The following is an 18883-nucleotide window of genomic DNA, read 5'->3' on the forward strand; positions in this document are numbered from 1 at the left end:
GGTCAGGAGGAGTACCCTCCTGACCAGCCGCATGACATGACCGCTATAGTGTCGAGCAGTTGGCAGGGTCTTCGTATGCGTAGTTGGGAGGATTGCCCGGATAGAAGTTCTCTGGCTTCAGCCCGGGTTGTCGGATCCACTTGGCGTGTCCGTCTGCGAACACGAAGTTCGCGCCGTTCGCGTGGCGCCAGTGGATGGCAAAACCTGACTGCCCGCGCGAAGCCGCATACGGATGGAAGGCATCGTATCTCTGCTGACAGCGCACCGACGCCCAGTCAGGGAACCCACCGCCGATGTCGTTGTGGTGCCAGGGGTTCATGGTCGATGCTGCGCGAATCAGACTGCCGTTACCGTTCCAGTCGTTCACGCCGGTCTCGCCGATGATAATCGCGTCAGCCACACGCTCATAGGCGGCGAGCGATACACCCCATCCCACATGCCAGTTGCCCGCGTAAGCGGGACCTGCTGCACCGTTGTCGGTGCGAGTCATGTCTGTCGGATTGACACGAGGTGCGCTGGGGCACAAAAACACCCCGTTGTTTTTCACGTATGGGTAGATGCGCTGCACCCAATGGATGGCACTACCGTCCGGCTGTGGAAACCACCATAGCAAAATCGTGGTCTCATCATAATCCTGGGCATACATCGCCATGGCGGTAGCGAGCTGCTTCATGTTCGACAGGCAGGCAGTCTGCCGGGCTTTGTCCCGTGCTTGGGCAAACACGGGGAAAAGAATTGCCGCGAGAATCGCGATAATCGCGATGACCACGAGCAATTCGATCAGGGTAAAGCCGCGTCTGGACACAGTTGAAACCTCCTTCTGTTGCGTAATCGTTGTCGCATATTTATCATAACATACTCCACTTCCTGTTGTCAAGCGGTGCCGCGTGTTATGAACAACGACGCTGTTACGCCTCGTTTGTCGGGTGCTGGGCTCCACACGATTGCCGGACCACCAGATGTGGAGCCAGAAGAGTCTGTTGTTGCGGCGTCGCCCTGCCTTTGTGTATCCTTTCCAGCAAGAGGGACGCAGCCTGCTGACCTATCTCCCGCATCGGCTGTGCTACCGTAGTGAGCGGGGGCAGGAAGAATTTGCTGGTGTCCTGATTGTCGAAGCCGACTACGGAAACATCATCCGGCACGCGGATACCGTGTGTTTGCAGGGCACGGATGGCGCCATAAGCCACATCGTCGTTCACCGCGAAAACGCCATCCATTGTCCCGCCCTGATCCAGATAGTGGCTGACCGCATTGTAGGCGTACTCCTCTTCCGGCAAGATGTCGGGCAAGCCAGGACCAAGTTCGATAGTCTGACAGATATCGCACTCGGCAAGGGCGCGCTGGTAACCTGCAAAACGCCCGACGACCGAAGTCGCACGCCGCTCCCGTGACCCGTTCGATACAAACACAATCTGTCGCCTGCCCAGTTGCAGTAGATGTCGGGTTGCCAGATAGCCGCCCAGTTCATTGTTGGTCGCTACAAAATCAATCGGCAAACCGGGAATGTAGCGGTCTATCAGCACCACAGGCACCTGTAATACCAGCAGTTCCTCGTAGAAATCTCTGTTCTCTTCGGGGTCTGCGGGGGCTACAATCAATCCGTCCACCCGCTTGTCCAGCAGCATCTGAATGATTTCTCGTTCCCTCTCGGGGTAGCCGTAGGAGCAGGCGAGCAGTACGCCATACTGGTTTGCCTGCGCTACGCCGTCCACGCCTTCCAGAATGTGCGAGTAGAACCAGCCGGTGAGACCGATGACGACCAGACCGACGGTCGAGGTTTTCTGTATCCGCAGGCTTCTGGCGACCAGGTTTGGGCGATAACCGAGCTCCTGAGCGACACGAAGAATGTGCTCACGGGTTTCGGGGTGTATCCTGCCCTTATTGTGCAGGGCGCGGTAGACGGTCGTTTTAGACACCCCCACTTCCCGGGCAATCATATCCATATCGGCACGAAGTCTTTTCATGCGCAGTCCTCACGATTCTGATGTCCGAACCCATGCGGGTTCGGACATCAGAGTTATCTCGGCATATTTCTCTGCTGTTGCTCCCACTGCTCTTTGGAGCGTTTAATCGCCTCCAGCACTTCGGGTGGCGGCTGTTGCATCCCCGGTGGCGGAGGGTTTTTGGGACGGGTAGACCACCAGCCCAGCACGACCACCACGAGCAGCACCAGCCCGATGATCACCACCGCCGTCAGCGGGCTGATTTCACGCTTCAAGGGTGACATCACCTCTTCTCCTTATAGTGGTGCGGCGCGCTCGAAGTAGTCCAGCCTGTCGCCGTTCTGGAACTTGGCATGCCCGTCGGCGTAAGCCGCGTTCTTGCGCGACATTCCTGCTGTGCGGCCCGTCATGTGATAGTATACCAAATCTCCGATGGTGGGTTTCTCGGCGGGGTTGGTCACCGACGCCAGCGAGCGGCTGTCGCCCGAGTGATAGCCGGAGCAGCTATCCCAGTTGGTAATCACGTAAATAGACAGTCCGTTGTCGCAACGCCGGGTACCGTTATCACACAGTGCAGGCATCCAGCAGAACATCGCGGCAGGCTTGGCGTAATACTCGTAGCTGGTTTTGCCCGTCCAGTCGGGGCTCCACATATTGGGCACATTGATGCCCCACCAGGTCAGCGGCGCGCCGTTGTCGCTTGGGCAGGCGAAAATGCCCATATTCTTCACGTAGGGGCGCAGACGGAAGACGATGCCTCCCGGGAAGGTAGCGGGATTATCATGCTCGGCCTGCCACTCCCACCACTCCCAGCTGCCCGCATTCGGGAACTTCTCGTCGTAGTCCTGCGCATACATGACAATCGCGAGCCCCAGCTGCTTGAGATTGGATAAACACGAGGTCTGACGTGCTTTCTCCCGTGCCTGTGCGAACACAGGGAACAGGATGGCTGCCAGTATCGCGATAATCGCGATAACCACCAGCAGCTCGATGAGCGTGAATGCGCGTCGTTTCATTGTGCTTACACCCTCCTTGAAATTTTCGCGTAATCGGTTACGCAACAATATCTTAACAGAGGTGTTTCCTTGATGTCAAGAGATTTCGCAACATTTTTCCACAAATTCCCTCAAAAAACCGCTTTCTTACCTGCCCTTGCATACCCCGTGTCATTCCGTTATAATGCGTGTGATGAACCTGTTTCTCGGGAGGTAGCACGCTTGATGTCCAAACCCCGCCTTCTCAGCGGAATGCAGCCGACTGGCGTTTTGCATCTGGGCAATCTGGAGGGCGCGCTGCGCAACTGGGTGCAGCTGCAGCACCAGTATGATTCCTATTTCTGCATTGTAGACTGGCACGCGCTGACAACACTCGCCGAGCGCACCGAAGAGATACCGCACAACGTGCGCGAAGTGGCGATCGACTATATCGCTGCGGGGCTGGACCCCGAAAAGTGCGCCATCTTCGTACAGTCTCACATCAAAGAGCACGCCGAACTGCACCTACTCTTCTCGATGATTACCCCGCTGGGCTGGCTGGAACGGGTCCCTACCTACAAGGAGAAGCGCGAGAACCTGCAGCTGGAGTCTGTCTCCTATGGCTTGCTGGGCTACCCGGTGCTGCAGGCGGCGGACATCCTCATCTACAAGGCGCAAGTGGTGCCTGTGGGCGAAGACCAGCTGCCCCATCTGGAGCTGACGCGGGAAGTCGCCCGACGGTTTAACTATCTCTATGGCGAAGTATTTCCCGAACCTCAGGCGCTACTGACGCCAGCCGCGCGTGTGCCGGGGCTGGATGGGCGCAAAATGAGCAAGTCTTACGATAACGCCATCTACCTTTCTGACGATGCCCAGACCGTAACGCAAAAGGTAAGGCAGGCTTTTACCGATCCTCAGAAGATTCGCAAGAACGACCCCGGTCACCCCGAAGGGTGCGTGGTCTTCGCCCTGCACCAGATATACAGCAAGGAAGAGATACAGACCATCGAAAGCGAATGCCGCGCCGGACAACGCGGTTGTGTGGATTGCAAGATGCAGCTGGCGAGCAACCTGAATACCGCGCTGGACCCACTGCGTCACCGGAGACAGGAACTGCTGGCGAAAGCGGGCGAGCTGGAGCGCATCCTGAAGGAAGGAGCAGAGAAAGCACGTGCGGTTGCCAGCGAAACAATGAAAGAAGTACGCGCTGCCATGCATCTGGAGTGAGCAATGGAAGTTACTTTCCGAGCGATCCATCCCGATGAATTCGAGGCGTGCCTGGACGTTTGGGATGCCGCTTTCTCGGACACCCCGCGTGAGTATTTCCGCAAGTATTTCACGGGCGACCCCTGGTTCCATCCCGAATACACGCGTTGTGCCTTCGAGGGCAAGCGGATGGTCTCGGCGGTACAGATTGTGCGGCGAGAGGTGCGCGTTGGGCAGGCGACGTTGACACTGGGTGGCATCGCTAACGTGGGCACGGTCCCTGCCTACCGTTCGAGGGGGTATTCCACCCAGCTGCTGCGCGATGCCATCACCGTGATGGAGAACGACGGCTTCGATTTTTCGATGCTCTTCACGGGCATTCACGGCTTCTATGCACGTTTGGGATGGGAGAATCTGCCCGTAAAAGTGATGCACGCCGAAATCCGCCCCGAGCTTCCTCTCCCCGAAGGCGGATACCGTGTCCGTCCGCTTGCCGACGCTGACCTCGAGGCGTTGTGCGCGTGCTATGAGCAGTGTAATGCGGGACGCAGCTTCACCGTAGTGCGTTCCCCTGCCTACCTACGCGGCTGGACAGGGTGGGAAGAACGCACGCCGCCGGATGTCTACGTGGCAGAGGCTGCTGGCAAAGTGGTGGGATATATTGTTGCCCCGATAGGCGAAAGCCTCTCGGTCACGGAAGTGGGCTGGCTACCTGCATACAGTGAGTGTGTGTTCGCACTCATGCTGCACGTCACGCGGCTGGCTGCGGAATGCCAGGTGACCCAGGCGCGTCTGCATATTCCCCGAGATCCTGCATTGATGGGCGTTGTACGCAACCTGTTCCATCGTTTTACGTGGCACGAGTACCTGCCGATGGTGCGCGTGATACGTCTGCAGCCGCTGGTAAACAAACTCTTACCCGAGTTATCCCGGCGCATACAGGCAGTGGGTGCTAAAGGTACGGTGCGGCTCCGCCTGCCTTCGGGCACAATAGGTTTGAGGGCGGCGGGCGATGAGGTGACGCGGGATGCAAATGCCCTGCCCGAAGTGGCAATAACGCAGGCGCAGTTTCTGGGTCTGGTTTTCGGGCTGGTCGGTGCGGAGGAACTTCCCGAACCTGTTCCCCCTCAGACGCGCGTCCTACTGAACGTGATGTTTCCCCGTCAGCCCGCGATATACTGGGCGTGGGACGGTTTCTAAAAAGAGCTGAGGAGCAGTACCATGGCAGAACAACACCACATGCATCGTGAAATACACGAACAACCCCAGGTGATTCGCACTGTGGCGGAGAAAAGTGTGCGCTCTGCACAGGCATTGGCGCAGGCAATCCGCGACAGGGGCATCCAGTTTGCGATGATTAGCGCTCGAGGCACCTCGGACAACGCAGCACTTTACACCAAATACCGTCTGGAGATAGAAGCAGGCATCCCGGTCGCCTCGGCGGCACCCTCCATCTTCACGCTTTACAACGGGCAGCTCAACCTCTCTCGCGCGCTGGTCATCGGCATCAGCCAGTCCGGCAAGGCGCAGGACGTGGTGGAGGTGGTTTCCGCGGCTCGCGCCGCGGGGGCATTGACAGCGGCTATCACCAACGACCCCAGCTCCGAGCTGGCGCAGGTAGCTGAGCATGTATTGCTGTGTCATGCAGGCGAGGAACGCAGTGTCGCCGCTACCAAGACCTACACCGCCACACTGGCGAATATCGCCCTGCTGGTGGATGCTCTGGCGGGACGGTCGCGTATCGGTGAAGACATCGAAGATGCGGCACAGGGAATGGAGCAGGTGCTGGCGATGGAGGAAGAGATAGAACTGCTCGCCGAGCGTTATCGCTATATGTCTGCCTGCATGGTGCTGGCACGCGGATACAACTTTTGCACTGCGCACGAAGCGGCATTGAAAATGATGGAGACAGGCTACGTGATTGCACGCGCCTATTCTGCCGCCGACTTCATGCACGGACCCATCGCCGTGGTGGATACAGGATTCCCCTGCTTTGTATACGCCCCCAACGGCAGCGCATACGCGACGATGCTCCAGCTGACGGCAAGACTGCGAGAGCGTGGCGCAGAGATTGTGGTGATTTCCTGTAACCCGGAGATACTGCGTTTAGCCACCCGCATGGTAGTGCTGCCTTGTGATATTGCCGAGCGTATCAGCCCTCTGGTTTACATCGTGGTGGGTCAGCTATTCGCGTTCCATCTCTCAGAAACGCGCGGTTACGACCCGGACCGCCCGCGTGGGCTGAGCAAAATCACCATCACCCGTTAGGAGGTAGCACAATGGTCAACACCCAGCGGCTGGTGGACGATTTCCTGGCACTATGTCGCATCAACAGCCCGCCCAAACAGGAATCGGAAATCATCGCGGCTGTAATACCCCGCTTGATTCGCCTGGGATTGGAAGTCAAACAGGATGAGGCAGGCAAACAGATTGGCGGGAATGCGAACAACGTCATCGCCCGGCTGCCCGCAAACGTGCCCGGTGTGCCCCCCATCTTCTTCAGCGTGCACTTCGATACGGTGGAGCCCAATCCGAACGTGCAGATAATCGTGGAAGACGACCTGATCCGCACCGACGGCTCCAGTATTCTTGGCGCGGACGACAAGGCGGGACTCGCCCCGCTGCTGGAGGCAATACAGTGTATCGTGGAAAACAACCTTCCGCACGGGGAAATCTGGTTGTTGCTCAGCGTGGCGGAAGAGATTGGTCTGCTGGGGGCGAAGCACCTGCCTCTGCAAGGGGTCAACGCCACGATGGGCTTCGTGCTGGATACGGGACCGCCTGTGGGTAAAGTGGTTGTGGGTGCCCCCACCCACGACCACCTGACGGTGCGCGTGATAGGACGTGCCGCCCATGCCGGAGCTGCTCCTGAACAGGGTATCAGCGCGATTGTGGCGGCGTCGCGCGCGATTGCCCGCATGAAGCTGGGACGCATCGACGGGGAGACCACTGCCAACATCGGCTCGTTTCACGGCGGACAGGCGACTAACGTGGTGTGCCCGGAGGTGGAAATCCGCGCCGAGGCGCGCAGCCACAATAGCGAAAAGCTGGAAGCGCAGATAGCGCACATGATAGCCTGCTTCCGTGAGGAAGCGGAGGCAATGGGTGCGCAGGTGGAGGTAGAAACATCGCGTCACTATGAGGCATATCGCCTCCCCGAAGACGCTCCGGTCGTGCAGGTCGCCCGTGAGAGCGCGCTCGCATTAGGGCTTCCCTACGAGGCGAAACTGGCGGGCGGCGGCAGCGACGCCAATGTGTTTAACGCCAAAGGCATCCCTACCGTCGTGCTCAGCACGGGCATGGATAAGGTGCATACCCACGACGAGTGCTGTCGCATCTCCGACCTGGAGAAGACCGCCCTCTGGGTGCTGGAGATTGTGCGTCAGGTGGCACTCGGCTAAAGCTCGGGTACCGGCGTGTAAATGTTTTTGCCGCCTGTTCGGTCTTTGCCCCGCAACAGGTAAATGCGATGCGTGCCAGGCGGGTCGTGATGTACCACATAAGCGGGCATGTATCGCATGGTGTAGCCGCATCGTCGCTTGCTGGACGTGTTGGGGGCAGAGCCGTGCACGGTCCAGGCATCATGGGCACTGCACTCACCCTCTGCCAGCACCACATCCACGGCCTGGGAAGTGTCAACACCCTCCAGCTCTGAGGAAAACACATGTGTGGTCATATCCACCGGGCGATACGCATCTCTTCCGGGATGCGCCCACCGGTGCGAGCCGGGAATAACGCGCATACAGCCGTTTTCGGGGGTAGACTCGTCGACGGCTAACCATAAGGTGATGACCTCCATTGGGGAGAGCCGACTGCCCCAGTAGTCGCCGTCGGTATGCCAGGGTACAGCTTTACCATCCCCGCCGGGCTTCGCAATGACGTGGCTACTCCACAGAACGATATCGGGTCCGATGAAACACTCTACCACATCCAGCACGCGCGGATGCGCCAGATAACGAAACAGCCACGGGTCTTCAAAGTGTGGCACATCCAGCTCCTCCGGGCGTTTGCCGGGCGGCAGCGAAGCAATCATACCGTCGACATGGTCGCGCAGCGCGTCCAGCTCTTCCCGCGTGAAGAGGCGTCCCAGCTTCACGTAGCCGTGCTCCTGATAAAAACGCACCTGTTCGGGCGTCGCGCGAGAGATGACCTCCCATTCTTCAGGCACCACTGTCCCCACCTCCGTGATTATTTTGCATACCTAATCTATTTGGTCGGGAACGTGTAACTATCCTGCTCACGGCAAACGGGGGATGGGCAAATCGGCGACGGCGACTTATCCCGCAATCCCGCCTTAGTCGCCAAGCAAGTCAGTCAGCTTCAGTTCCAGTCCCTCGAAAAGACGCGGGCGGAAGACGGCATCACCTTCCACATGGCTGCGCAAGACGTAGCCTTCGGGAGTCAGCTCGTACTCGGCAATCAGCAGGGTTTCAGGATCGATGACCCAGTAAAAGCGTACACCTGCGTCCTGATAGCCCTCCAGCTTTGTGAACAGGTCGCGCAGGCGTGTAGACGGAGACAGCACTTCCACTACCAAATCGGGCGCCCCACGCACTTTCCCGTCCGGCGTCAACAGCATCGATCCACGCTCCCGCGCCACGAAAGCGATGTCAGGGATGTATCCCCGCCCGTTGGGCAAAGCAACGTCTACCTCCATCACCACCGTGCCCGATCCGTGCTGACGGCAATATTCATACAGGCGAGCAAAGAGGAGACCAGTCACCTGCTGGTGCCTGCGGTGTGGTGAAGGCATGAGGACTAACCTGCCTCCTTCTAACTCGTAATACGGGGGGCCTTCAGGAAGAGAAAGCCACTCGTCCTGAGTCCAATCCTTTTGTAATGGCGGCGCGTGCTGGCTCATCGGACCTCACCGGAACCCATTGTAGCACACGGCACTTTTGCGGAGCAAGGTTCAGTGTCTCAGGCACCACCCGGCGATCATCCGCACGCGCTCCATCGGTTCTTCTCCACCTCCTTCGGGTAGCTCATCGGAGATGCCCAGTACCAGACGTGGGTGGAAGAGCTTCACCAGCCTCTCCACCATCTCCATCAACTGCTCGCGCGTGAACGGTGGCAGGAAAAGAATCGCCGGGATGCCATCCAGCAAGACCTTATCGCCGATATGCTCTTTGATTTCCTCCGGCGTCACATCGCCCTGCGGCAGGGGTGTTAACGCCTCCAGACCGTCGAAAGGCAGGTCCTTCAGATACGGCAGCAACGAGCGGAAGTAGCCGTCGATATGCACGTGCGTAAAGATGCCTGCCTTGCGCAGCTGCCCCGACCGCTTCTCCCAGAACGGAACGAGGTAGCACTCGAAGTAGCGCGGGGAGAGCAGACTGTCGTGGATGTTTTCTCCGAAGTTCACGATGTGCACCATGCCGCTGGCGATAATCTGTTCGTAGAGCACGTCGTACGAGTCTTCAATCGCGCGCATGGTCTCCTCCACCTCGCGCGGGCAGTCTGTCAGCGCGTAGATAAGATCCTCCAGTCGCATCCATATCTGCGCCAGAGCCTGATAGGGGCTTTTGGGTACCCAGAACTGCGGTTCCCCGCGCTCGCCCACGAACTCGCTTCCCTGCTGGAAGTTCTCGCGCGAGAAGGTGTAGGTGCTGTGCTGATAAAGCCAGCGCAGGGCGCGCAGGTCGTCTACGGTTCGCACGGCGAACTGCACGGTGCGCCAGGTATCGTCTAAGGTGCGGGCGTATCGCTCCACCAGGTCACCATAAGGCGTCTCGTAAGCCACATAAGCCTCTTGCTCCCCCCAGTGATGACGCACTTTTACCTCCGGAGAGAACTGCCGCACCACCGGGTCCGGCATTCCCGTGTAGTAATGGACGTAACGCATGGAGACTTTCAGGTCGTCGAACAGCTCCAGCAGGCTCATCTCGCGATAGCGGGCGGGGAGCTTTCCAAACTGTTTGTGCCAGGCGTACCAGGGCTCGATGCGCGGCTGGAAGAACACATGCGGCAGCGGCTCACCCCGAAACACCCGCAAATTCATCTCACGGAAGGTCATATCAGCGTCCTCCAAATTGTCTCAAGCCCCATGAAACGTCGTTATTCTTATACTGTGTAACACTCCTTTACGTGCTGTCGGAAAAAGCCGTCATATCGCGAATTACCCAAGTTAAAAATAAAAAGATTCAGGCGTGCGCGAGTCAAACCTGTGTAGATGAGTTCATCAGTTGCAAATTCGTGTTCGGTATCATTCTCTCCTCAATTATAAGAAACAATGAACGTGCTTCCCATCCCTTGAAGCTATGGATTGTGGAAAGCTTTACCGTGCCCGTACCCATCCAAAAGTGATTCTTTCTATTCCTACGAATCTTCTCCAATTCTTCCTGAAGTTTTTCAGCCTGCTTCCCGATTTTGCGCGACAACTGTTCGTATTGTTCTCGCGTTTCAAAGGTTGTTGTCGTTTTTTCATGCAATTCGTGTCTAAATCGGAAATCGATTTCTCTAAGAACCTCAACTCGGGGTGAGACGATGGCTACATCCGATGGATGAATTGTTCGGTTACGAATTATCTCGTATATCCTAGCAAACACCTTGCCCGCCGACGGGTCCACAAAGTGGTGGTACTGAATTAGAACTGGCTGAAAATCTAGCGACAATTGTGGAGCAGCGAACTCGTCAAGGGCATACTTTTCCCTGAAGAAACAGATCTGGAACTGCTCTGCTAGGTTCGCAATTTCGCCTTGTAGGCGGATTGGCGCATTTAGGCTCCGGTTCCATCTGCCCGGCACGCTCTTGACCACAGGCTCTCGGTTCTCATCCAATGGTCTGCCATAGATGTTTTGCTTATCATCACCAAAGACGACAAACTCCGCGTCAGGAGCTAAGAAGTAGCGAGTTATTACTTCATACCACTCTGTTTTGTAATCCTGCCCTTCATCGATGAAAACAGCGCGGTAACACTTGGTCTCGTCGCGCACCGCTTCAAAGAACCGAGGATTGTCGAGGTCCGAAAGTCGCACAATTTCCAAATTGTGGTTATTCGCCATAAACTTGAAGAACTGATGGTAATTTGTGATAATGAAATTTTTCCAATCAAAGTTCTCGCTTACCAGACTAATCTGATCGTGCAGATAGTTCTTCAGGGTGAGATTGAAAGTTAAGATCAAGACAGGCTCTCCGGTTCTTTTATGAGCATTCACAGCACGCCGTGCACGCACGAAACTTTTTCCACTTCCTGCAACACCTTTTACTTTTTGTCTGACACCCCCGCGGCTGACGGTCAGAACTTCTTGCTCCCGAGTAAGCGTCGGTTCCTTTCCTTGATCTGCTCGATGCACGGGAGGTAAGAGGTACCGCTTAAAGCTTTCGTACAGGTCGGAAGTGAACAATACAGAGGAGCGATCGAGGTGACACTGTCTAATTAGCTTCCGAAGCCGCTCCACAGTTAGCGAGTCATAACCCAACAAGTGGAAACGCTCGATAAACCTCTTGTATTCGTCGTATTCGGGTTTGCTGCTGTTAGGGGCACTGAACAAGAACTTCCTCAACTCATCTTCAGAAGCCCTATGGAAATAGACGGCGCAAGACACTATCCCGAAGTATCGTGGGTCTGATATCTTTATCTAACAACGACTCAATATGTAAGTCGAAAAGGTTCTCTTTGTATTCGAGCACTTGTTCAAGGGGAGATTTTATAGGAGCTTTTTTTTCTTTCAACCTCCATCTATTTTTATCATCAATATAATAGCTCTGCAGTAGCCAGTCTTTCACCTTGGTAATTAGTACTCCGCTTCCTTTGCGCATTACGATTACGTCAGGGTTATCACCGTTGAGACAGGGCTGAAAGAAAATCTCATAACTATCGTCGAGATGTTGAGCTAGAAACTGAACAAGACGCCACTCGCCTTCAGTAGGCGCCGGCCTCAGTATCTTGATGTCCTCCACGTTCGGATATAGCACAGCCATCTTAACCACCTCGGTAATTGTGCGCCAAATGGTACCGTATACCCTGACCTCGCCCCAAACAATACGTTCGCCACACGCAAATACTAACAGCCCAACGTCCTCACATCGCCGGACGCAGCATCGTGTAGAACCCTGCTTCCGTCGATTGTCTTCCGTCCATACGAGCATCATATGAGAGCTGTAATCGGCGACTCCAGCAGCTGCTTCACCCGCTGCAAGAATCGGGATGCTGGGGCGCCGTCCAGCACGCGATGGTCAAAGGTGAGACACAGGTTCATCAGGTGTCGAGCAACGACCTGTCCCTCACGGATAGCAGGCTTTTCCGCGATGCGCCCCACCCCCAGGATGCCTGTCTGCCCGGGCACCAGCACAGGGTTGAATATCTCTACGTCGTACGCGCCCAGATTGGTGATGGTAAATGTACCGCCGGAAAGGTCATCAGGGGTGCTTTTGCCCGCGCGGGCACGGTCTGCCAGTTCGCGTAACTCGCGGGAGATTTCGCCCAGCGTCTTGCGGTCGGCGTTTTTCAGCACAGGGACCAGCAATCCGTCCTCCACCGCCACCGCCACGCCCACGTTGATGTCGGCGTGAATCAGAATCTGGTCGTCCTGCAGGGTGGCGTTCATCATCGGATGCTCGCGCAGGGCACGGGCAGCCGCCTTTACGATGAGGTCGGTATAGGTCAGGCGGGTGCCGTATGCCTTCTCCACCTCGGGCAGCAGCTGCTCGCGCAGGTTCACACAATCGGTCATATCGACTTCTACCACCAGCGTCACCGGCGGCGCAGAGAAGAACCCTTTCGCCACGTTCTCCGCCACCAGCTTGCGAAGCCCTGTCAGTTTGATGGCTTGTGCGCCTGCAGGCGGCGCGGGCGGCGCGACAGGAGGAGGTGGTGTCGGCGCGACGGAGGGCGCGGTAGCGCGAAGCACATCTTCTTTCGTCACCCGTCCGCCTACTCCCGTACCTGCGACCGCTGCCACATCGACGCCCGCTTCTGCGGCGACTTTCTCTGCCAGTGGCGTCACACGCGGCTTTGCAGACATCAGCTCCTGCCAGACGCTTTCCACATCGCGCTCCAGAATGCGCCCTTGGGGTCCGCTGCCACGGCCAGCCAGTGATGTCAGGGGCACGCCCTTCTCCTGTGCCAGACGCCGTGCTCGGGGGCTGATGAACAGGCGTTCCCTGGCAGCTGCCGTCGCCGGGGTTTCCGCAAAGGGTGCTGCCCTGGCAGGCTCTGGTGCTTCCGACCGTGCGGCAGCGGGCTGCGGTTCGCTCGTTGCGCTGGTTGTCAACAAAGAGGAGATATCTTCGTCGGGTGTCTTGCTGATAATGGCAATGGGCGCGTTGACAGGAACGGTTTCTCCTTCTGTCGCCAGAATCTTGCGCAGGTAGCCTTCGAAAGTAGCGTCCACTTCCAGATTGGCTTTATCGGTCATCACCTCGGCGATGATATCGCCGCGGCGGATGTAATCCCCTTCCGCTTTCAGCCACTTTGTGATGGTGCCTTCCTCCATCGTTTGCCCGAGCATGGGCAGGTTGAAATATTCCGCCATCTTCCCCTCCTATTGCGTGCGGTACACTCGCAGGTGGTCAATGCCAAACCATCCCGTGTCGCCCACAGGCAGGTTTTCTACTTCTATGCGTAACTCTTGGACATCGGACAGTAAAACCCCTGCTCGCCACTCCACGTTCACCCACAAACCCGGGCGCAAAGTGACCGGTTGGGGCAAATAATGCTTTTGCCCCTGACTATCCACCAGCGCCAGGGTGGCGCGACAGGTTGTGCTCACCCGCGCTGGCAGGAAAATATCCACCGCCAGCGTATCCCCGAAGCGCGACCAGTCGCTGGACTCGGGGGACAGCCGCACCGCGAGGGCAGGTTCGTACTCCAGAGAACGGTTCATCACCTTCAACCAGTATGCTCCCTGACTCGCACCGCCGCGCACGCGCTGAAGGATGGTAGCAGTGGTCTCGCCCCGCCAGCCGCCCGCTGCGATTTCAAAATCGCTCAACACGTAGGTCGCCCCCACAGGTTTCGTAATGACAGCACTCGTCTCCGAAGCGGATACCGGCGCAGCCTCTGATTGGGGGACGATACCCCAATCCGCCAAATAGCGCCGCCACTGTCCGTCGCTCCCACTCAGCACAACCCACGCCCCCACAGCCAGCAGCACGACGGCAGCGGATGCCGTAGCAGCTATCCAGCCCCACCCTCGCTTGCGCGGCGGGACAGGAACCTCTTCTGGCGGCGTGGTAATAACCGTTTTCTCTACCTCTGGTTTGGACGGCTGCGGACGCGCGTGGAAGATATCTGCCTCGCCCTGCGCACCCGAGGTGAGCATCGCCAACCCCAGGTCCTCGGCGAACGCACGGGCGGACTGATAGCGTTTGGCAGGCTCCTTCTCCATCGCTCTGCGCAGCACGCGCTCCACCGCGGGAGACAGTTCTTCCGCCGGGGCAGGCTGTTCGTAGATAATCTTGTGCATCACCGCGGTAATGGTGCTGGCGTCAAACGGCTTGGAACCCGTGAGCAGCTCGTAAGTGGTTACACCCAGCGAAAATACATCCGAACGTCCGTCGATCTCATCACCGACAATCTGTTCTGGCGACATATAGGCGGGTGAACCCACCATGATTCCCGCCTGCGTGCGCACCAGGTCGTTTGCCAGCCGCGCGATGCCGAAATCGGTCAGCTTGACAATACCGTCTTCCAGCAGGGCGATGTTGTCGGGCTTGACATCGCGATGGATGACACCTCGTGCGTGCGCGTAGTCCAGCGCGCTGGCGACCTGTTTCACGATGTTCAATACACGGTCCGGCGGGAGTTTACCCTCCTCGTTCAGCACCTCTCGCGCTGTTTTGCCGTGCATGAACTCCATCGCGATATAGTGCATCCCATTCGCGCTGCCCACCTCGTAGATGGTAACGATGTTGGGGTGCGAGAGCTTGCCCGCCGAACGCGCCTCCCGCTCGAAGCGGCGCACCATGTCCAGACGCTCGCTCTCGCTGATGATGGAGGGAAGCACGAGTACCTTTAATGCGACCGTGCGCCCGATAGTCTCATCCTGTGCTTCGTAAACGTGCGCCATGCCCCCTACTCCCAGCTGGCGCACAATGCGGTATTTGCCGATGTGTGTGCCTATCACGGAAACCTCACCACTTTCGCTAACCTCTACTCTTATTGTCGGTTCATCATCATGCGTTCTTCTTCTCGCTGACGGTCGCGTTCCGCGATGGCTTGGCGCTTGTCATACAGCTTCTTGCCGCGCACGATGGCAATTTCCACCTTCGCATAACCGCGCTTGAAGTATGTCTTCAGCGGCACAATGGTCAGCCCTTTCACCTCTGCCTTGCCCATCAGGCGGTTTATCTCCCACCTGTGCAGGAGCAGCTTGCGAGGGCGCACCGGGTCAGGATTGTAGCGGTTGCCGTGTGAATAGGGGCTGATGTGCATGTTATACAGCCATACCTCGCCGTTTTGCACCTTGCAGTAGGCGTCCTGTAGATTCACCCTGCCCGCGCGAACCGACTTGACTTCCGTGCCAACCAGCGCAATACCCGCTTCGAAGGTCTCCAGTATCTCATAGTCGTGGTAGGCGCGACGATTCACCAGCACCACGCGGTCACCCGATTCCTTCGTTTGCTGCGACTTTCCTTTTGCCATAGCATTCCTATTATAGTTCATCATCCTGTCTGCAAGCAACCGAAGATTTGAAAGCTCCCCTTTCCCTGTGATACAATCCCTGTGGAGAACGTCAAGGTTCTCGCTGGCGAAACAAGAGGTTCCCCAATCCGCATAAACTATCGGCATACTCTTTCTAGGAGGTAACCATACGATGAACTGGCAACGAATCGCGGTTGTGACGGCGACGACCGTCGTCGTTCTCACCCTGGCATGGGCGCAGGTCTCGCCCGATAGTCAGAAGTGCAGTGCCCACATGAAGAAGGCGCTGAAGGCGGTACAGATGTATCTGCAGGAGTGGGACAACATGTTCCCGCCCGCTACCACCGCCCAGAAGCTCAGCGAGGCGTTGCAACCCTACGCAGCGGACAAGTACGTGCTGACCTGCCCCGTCACGCGCAAGGACTACAAAACCAACCCGCACATCACGTGGCGTCCAGCCAGCATGCACCCGAAGATGAGCGATGTGGTGGTGCTGTACGACGCAGTGCCGCACAAGGACAAAAAGTATCTGGTCGCTTACGCAGATGGGTCGGTGAAAGCCGTAACAGAAAAGGAACTGGCAGCCATTAAGCAGAAAGCAAGGCTAAAATAGGCTCGGCTGCTCTCCCGTCCGATGCGCCATCTCGTGCTGATACTGGGCGACCAGTTAGACCGACGCTCTGCCGCGCTGGATGGGTTTGACCCCAATTGCGATGCCGTCTGGATGGCGGAAGTCGCGGAAGAGGCAACCCATGTGTGGAGCCACAAGGCGCGAATCGCCATTTTCCTGAGCGCGATGCGCCACTTCCGCGACTGGCTGCGCCAGCAGGGATACACGGTTCACTACCACGCACTGGACGACCCCCACAACGGCGGCAGTTTCGCCACCGAACTTGCCCGCGCCGTGCGCACGCACCAGCCCCAGAAACTCATCGTCGTCGAGCCAGGCGAGTACCGCGTGCAACAGAGCCTGTTGCAGACAGCACGCGAACTCGGTGTGCCGCTGGAGGTGCGCCCCGACCGCCACTTCCTGATGACGCTGGACGAGTTTCGCCAGCACGCCGCCACACGCAAGCAGCTGCGTCTGGAGTTCTTCTACCGCGAGATGCGCCAGCGCACGGGCATCCTGATGGAGGGCAAGCAGCCCGTCGGCGGCGCGTGGAACTATGACGCCGAGAACCGCGAAGCCTTCGGCAAGCAGGGTCCAGGGCTTGTGCCCCAGCCCGTGCGCTTTATGCCCGACGCCATCACGGAAGAGGTGATCCGCTTGGTGGAGGCGCGTTTCCCCAGCCACCCCGGCAGCCTGCGCGACTTCGACTGGGCAGTCACGCCGGAGTACGCCGAACGCGCACTGGACGACTTCATCGAAAACCGCCTGCCGCTTTTCGGACCCTATCAGGACGCAATGTGGACAGGCGAGCCGTACCTGTACCACTCGCGCCTGTCGTCGGCTATCAACCTGAAACTGCTCGACCCGCGCGTGGCTATCCAGAAGGCGCTGGACGCCTACTATCAAAAACACGCGCCGTTGCAGAGCGTGGAGGGCTTTGTGCGCCAGCTGCTGGGCTGGCGCGAGTATATCCGCGGCGTCTACTGGCTGTATATGCCGGAGTACCTGGAGCGCAACGCGCTGCACGCCGACGCGAACCTGCCCGACTTCTACTGGACGGGCGAGACCGACATGAACTGCCTGCGCGAGGTGATTGGACAGACGCTGCGCTACGGCTTTGCGCACCACATCCAGCGGCTGATGGTCACGGGGCTGTATGCGCTGCTGCTGGGTGTGCAACCAAAGCAGATTCACGCCTGGTATCTGGCAATCTACGTGGACGCGGTGGAGTGGGTAGAGCTGCCGAATGTGTACGGGATGTCGCAGTTCGCCGACGGCGGGCTGATGTCTTCCAAGCCGTACATCGCCAGCGGAAAATACATCCAGCGGATGAGCAACTACTGCGCGGGGTGTCGCTACAAGCCCGACCGCGCCGTGGGCGAGGACGCCTGCCCGTTCACCACGCTGTACTGGGACTTCCTGATGCGCCACGAGGCACTGTTTGAGAACCATCCGCGCGTGGGGCAGCAGGTGCGCAACCTGCGCCGTCTCAGCGAGGCAGACCGCACAGCGATACGAGGGCAAGCTAGACGAATAAGGTATAATGCTCCTGACAACTGAGCCGTATCTTTTGCATCAAACGCCCGCAGTTTCGGGAAAAGACGTGGGGAGGCCCGACAAGCAATAAAGCCGGGCAAGAATACAGCCGTTTTCACCCCTCTCCCGCAGCGTCGGGAAAGGGTTGGGAGTGAGGGCACAGGAGACCTTATGCCGATACAACACAACCCATACGCGCAACGGCATTCGCTTTGGCTGAGGGGCAACCTGCACGCGCACACGACCCTCAGCGATGGAGAACTATCCCCCGATGATACGCTGAACGCCTTCGCAAAGCGAGGATACGACTTTGTGGCACTGACCGACCACGATATAGTCGCCTCTCCGAACGGGCTTCATCCACACATTCTTTTCTTGCCTGGCGTCGAACACAGCGCACAGCAGCACATCCTGCGGGTGAACGTGACCTCTACCCTACCCCACGACCTCAGCTACCAATCGGTCATAGACCTTACCCGACAGGAGGGTGGTTTAGTTATTCTCAATCACCCCAACTGGGGCGAAAACCTCGACCACTGGCGCAACGCACAAATGATCCAACTGGAACGCTATCACGGCATCGAAATCTACAACAACGTGATAGAGTATCTGGAGGGCAGTCCGTATGCACTCGACCGCTGGGACCTTCTGCTTTCGGAAGGCAAACAGGTGTGGGGATACGCCAACGAAGACACTCACCGCGTCTTTCAAATAGGAAGCGCATGGAACGCGGTGAACGTGCGCGAGCGTAGCAAGGAAGCGGTGCTGAACGCGCTGAAAGAGGGACGTTTCTACGCCTCCACAGGCGTCGTGCTGGAAGAGATAACAGTAGAGGACGGCTATTATCGGGTACGCGCCACAAACGCGAAGGAGATGCGATTGATCTCTCTGCACGGTGAGGTAGTGGAACATGTTGCTGGGAGCGTGGCTTCGTTCTCGCTCGACAAAGCCAGAAAGTATGCCCGCGTGGAAGCAATTGGCGAGGCAGGATCTCGCGCGTGGACACAACCAGTCTTTCTGGAGTAAT

18 protein-coding genes and 1 pseudogene are annotated in these 18883 nt (G+C 57.8%); 7 read left to right on the forward strand and 12 right to left on the reverse strand.

Going from position 1 to position 18883, the window contains the following annotated elements; translation table 11 throughout:
* Nucleotides 1-43: 43 nt before the first annotated feature.
* The 4 genes and pseudogenes from K6U75_06405 to K6U75_06420 all read right to left on the reverse strand — a co-directional run bounded on the left by K6U75_06405 (nt 44) and on the right by K6U75_06420 (nt 2959).
* A complete protein-coding gene (locus tag K6U75_06405) occupies nt 44-877 on the reverse strand; it encodes a prepilin-type N-terminal cleavage/methylation domain-containing protein (GenBank protein MCL6474667.1) in 834 nt (277 codons plus the stop codon).
* 31 nt (nt 878-908) lie between these two features.
* Nucleotides 909-1964 carry a LacI family transcriptional regulator gene (locus K6U75_06410; protein MCL6474668.1) on the reverse strand — a complete coding sequence of 352 codons (1056 nt, stop codon included), beginning with the start codon at nt 1962-1964 and terminating at the stop codon, nt 909-911.
* A gap of 53 nt (nt 1965-2017) precedes the next feature.
* Nucleotides 2018-2227: a hypothetical protein gene (locus K6U75_06415; GenBank protein ID MCL6474669.1), complete on the reverse strand. Its 210-nt coding sequence runs from the start codon at nt 2225-2227 to the stop codon at nt 2018-2020.
* Nucleotides 2228-2779: 552 nt separating this feature from the next.
* A pseudogene (locus K6U75_06420) lies at nt 2780-2959 on the reverse strand (DUF1559 domain-containing protein).
* 204 nt (nt 2960-3163) lie between these two features.
* Between K6U75_06420 and trpS the strand changes: the two are divergent.
* Genes trpS through K6U75_06440 form a run of 4 tightly spaced genes read left to right on the forward strand, consistent with a single transcriptional unit; the run spans nt 3164 to nt 7524 of the window.
* Nucleotides 3164-4144, forward strand: coding sequence for a tryptophan--tRNA ligase (gene trpS / locus K6U75_06425; GenBank protein ID MCL6474670.1), 981 nt, complete (start codon nt 3164-3166; stop codon nt 4142-4144).
* 3 nt (nt 4145-4147) lie between these two features.
* The gene (locus tag K6U75_06430; GenBank protein ID MCL6474671.1) at nt 4148-5323 is read left to right on the forward strand and encodes a GNAT family N-acetyltransferase; all 1176 of its coding nucleotides are present in this window, start codon (nt 4148-4150) and stop codon (nt 5321-5323) included.
* 21 nt (nt 5324-5344) lie between these two features.
* Entirely contained in the window at nt 5345-6391 is a 1047-nt protein-coding gene (locus K6U75_06435; protein MCL6474672.1) for an SIS domain-containing protein, read from the forward strand.
* Nucleotides 6392-6402: 11 nt separating this feature from the next.
* The gene (locus K6U75_06440; protein MCL6474673.1) at nt 6403-7524 is read left to right on the forward strand and encodes a M20/M25/M40 family metallo-hydrolase; all 1122 of its coding nucleotides are present in this window, start codon (nt 6403-6405) and stop codon (nt 7522-7524) included.
* On the opposite strand, the gene K6U75_06445 is transcribed toward K6U75_06440, so the two are convergent.
* The 8 genes from K6U75_06445 to smpB form a co-directional block, all read right to left on the reverse strand.
* A complete protein-coding gene (locus K6U75_06445) occupies nt 7521-8291 on the reverse strand; it encodes a phytanoyl-CoA dioxygenase family protein (GenBank protein MCL6474674.1) in 771 nt (256 codons plus the stop codon). The two genes, K6U75_06440 and K6U75_06445, sit on opposite strands and share 4 nt — an antisense overlap.
* A gap of 126 nt (nt 8292-8417) precedes the next feature.
* The gene (locus K6U75_06450) at nt 8418-8984 is read right to left on the reverse strand and encodes a Uma2 family endonuclease (protein MCL6474675.1); all 567 of its coding nucleotides are present in this window, start codon (nt 8982-8984) and stop codon (nt 8418-8420) included.
* A gap of 51 nt (nt 8985-9035) precedes the next feature.
* Nucleotides 9036-10139 carry a hypothetical protein gene (locus tag K6U75_06455; protein MCL6474676.1) on the reverse strand — a complete coding sequence of 368 codons (1104 nt, stop codon included), beginning with the start codon at nt 10137-10139 and terminating at the stop codon, nt 9036-9038.
* Nucleotides 10140-10281: 142 nt separating this feature from the next.
* Nucleotides 10282-11616 (reverse strand): AAA family ATPase, encoded by a 1335-nt coding sequence (locus tag K6U75_06460; GenBank protein ID MCL6474677.1) that lies wholly within the window; start codon nt 11614-11616, stop codon nt 10282-10284.
* 28 nt (nt 11617-11644) lie between these two features.
* Nucleotides 11645-12046: an NERD domain-containing protein gene (locus tag K6U75_06465; GenBank protein MCL6474678.1), complete on the reverse strand. Its 402-nt coding sequence runs from the start codon at nt 12044-12046 to the stop codon at nt 11645-11647.
* Between the two features lie 167 nt (nt 12047-12213).
* Nucleotides 12214-13599 (reverse strand): 2-oxo acid dehydrogenase subunit E2, encoded by a 1386-nt coding sequence (locus K6U75_06470; GenBank protein ID MCL6474679.1) that lies wholly within the window; start codon nt 13597-13599, stop codon nt 12214-12216.
* Between the two features lie 9 nt (nt 13600-13608).
* A complete protein-coding gene (locus tag K6U75_06475) occupies nt 13609-15192 on the reverse strand; it encodes a serine/threonine protein kinase (GenBank protein MCL6474680.1) in 1584 nt (527 codons plus the stop codon).
* A 32-nt stretch (nt 15193-15224) separates the two neighbouring features.
* Entirely contained in the window at nt 15225-15710 is a 486-nt protein-coding gene (gene smpB, locus K6U75_06480) for an SsrA-binding protein SmpB (GenBank protein ID MCL6474681.1), read from the reverse strand.
* A 172-nt stretch (nt 15711-15882) separates the two neighbouring features.
* Between smpB and K6U75_06485 the strand changes: the two genes are divergently transcribed.
* From K6U75_06485 to K6U75_06495, 3 genes are all read left to right on the forward strand, one after another.
* Nucleotides 15883-16323, forward strand: coding sequence for a hypothetical protein (locus K6U75_06485; protein ID MCL6474682.1), 441 nt, complete (start codon nt 15883-15885; stop codon nt 16321-16323).
* A 21-nt stretch (nt 16324-16344) separates the two neighbouring features.
* Nucleotides 16345-17880, forward strand: coding sequence for a cryptochrome/photolyase family protein (locus K6U75_06490; GenBank protein ID MCL6474683.1), 1536 nt, complete (start codon nt 16345-16347; stop codon nt 17878-17880).
* Between the two features lie 147 nt (nt 17881-18027).
* The gene (locus K6U75_06495; GenBank protein MCL6474684.1) at nt 18028-18882 is read left to right on the forward strand and encodes a CehA/McbA family metallohydrolase; all 855 of its coding nucleotides are present in this window, start codon (nt 18028-18030) and stop codon (nt 18880-18882) included.
* Nucleotide 18883: the final 1 nt, after the last annotated feature.

This window comes from Bacillota bacterium, from assembly GCA_023511455.1.
GTDB lineage: Bacteria > Armatimonadota > HRBIN16 > HRBIN16 > HRBIN16 > HRBIN16.

What these genes read in the sequence shown, in the direction of transcription:
- K6U75_06430 (MCL6474671.1), top strand. Translation starts at nt 4,148, where the DNA reads ATGGAAGTTACTTTCCGAGCGATCCATCCCGATGAATTCGAGGCGTGC.
- trpS (MCL6474670.1), top strand. Translation starts at nt 3,164, where the DNA reads ATGTCCAAACCCCGCCTTCTCAGCGGAATGCAGCCGACTGGCGTTTTG.
- K6U75_06415 (MCL6474669.1), bottom strand. Translation starts at nt 2,227, where the DNA reads ATGTCACCCTTGAAGCGTGAAATCAGCCCGCTGACGGCGGTGGTGATC.
- K6U75_06440 (MCL6474673.1), top strand. Translation starts at nt 6,403, where the DNA reads ATGGTCAACACCCAGCGGCTGGTGGACGATTTCCTGGCACTATGTCGC.
- K6U75_06465 (MCL6474678.1), bottom strand. Translation starts at nt 12,046, where the DNA reads ATGGCTGTGCTATATCCGAACGTGGAGGACATCAAGATACTGAGGCCG.
- smpB (MCL6474681.1), bottom strand. Translation starts at nt 15,710, where the DNA reads ATGGCAAAAGGAAAGTCGCAGCAAACGAAGGAATCGGGTGACCGCGTG.
- K6U75_06470 (MCL6474679.1), bottom strand. Translation starts at nt 13,599, where the DNA reads ATGGCGGAATATTTCAACCTGCCCATGCTCGGGCAAACGATGGAGGAA.
- K6U75_06435 (MCL6474672.1), top strand. Translation starts at nt 5,345, where the DNA reads ATGGCAGAACAACACCACATGCATCGTGAAATACACGAACAACCCCAG.
- K6U75_06485 (MCL6474682.1), top strand. Translation starts at nt 15,883, where the DNA reads ATGAACTGGCAACGAATCGCGGTTGTGACGGCGACGACCGTCGTCGTT.
- K6U75_06455 (MCL6474676.1), bottom strand. Translation starts at nt 10,139, where the DNA reads ATGACCTTCCGTGAGATGAATTTGCGGGTGTTTCGGGGTGAGCCGCTG.
- K6U75_06450 (MCL6474675.1), bottom strand. Translation starts at nt 8,984, where the DNA reads ATGAGCCAGCACGCGCCGCCATTACAAAAGGATTGGACTCAGGACGAG.
- K6U75_06490 (MCL6474683.1), top strand. Translation starts at nt 16,345, where the DNA reads ATGCGCCATCTCGTGCTGATACTGGGCGACCAGTTAGACCGACGCTCT.
- K6U75_06410 (MCL6474668.1), bottom strand. Translation starts at nt 1,964, where the DNA reads ATGAAAAGACTTCGTGCCGATATGGATATGATTGCCCGGGAAGTGGGG.
- K6U75_06495 (MCL6474684.1), top strand. Translation starts at nt 18,028, where the DNA reads ATGCCGATACAACACAACCCATACGCGCAACGGCATTCGCTTTGGCTG.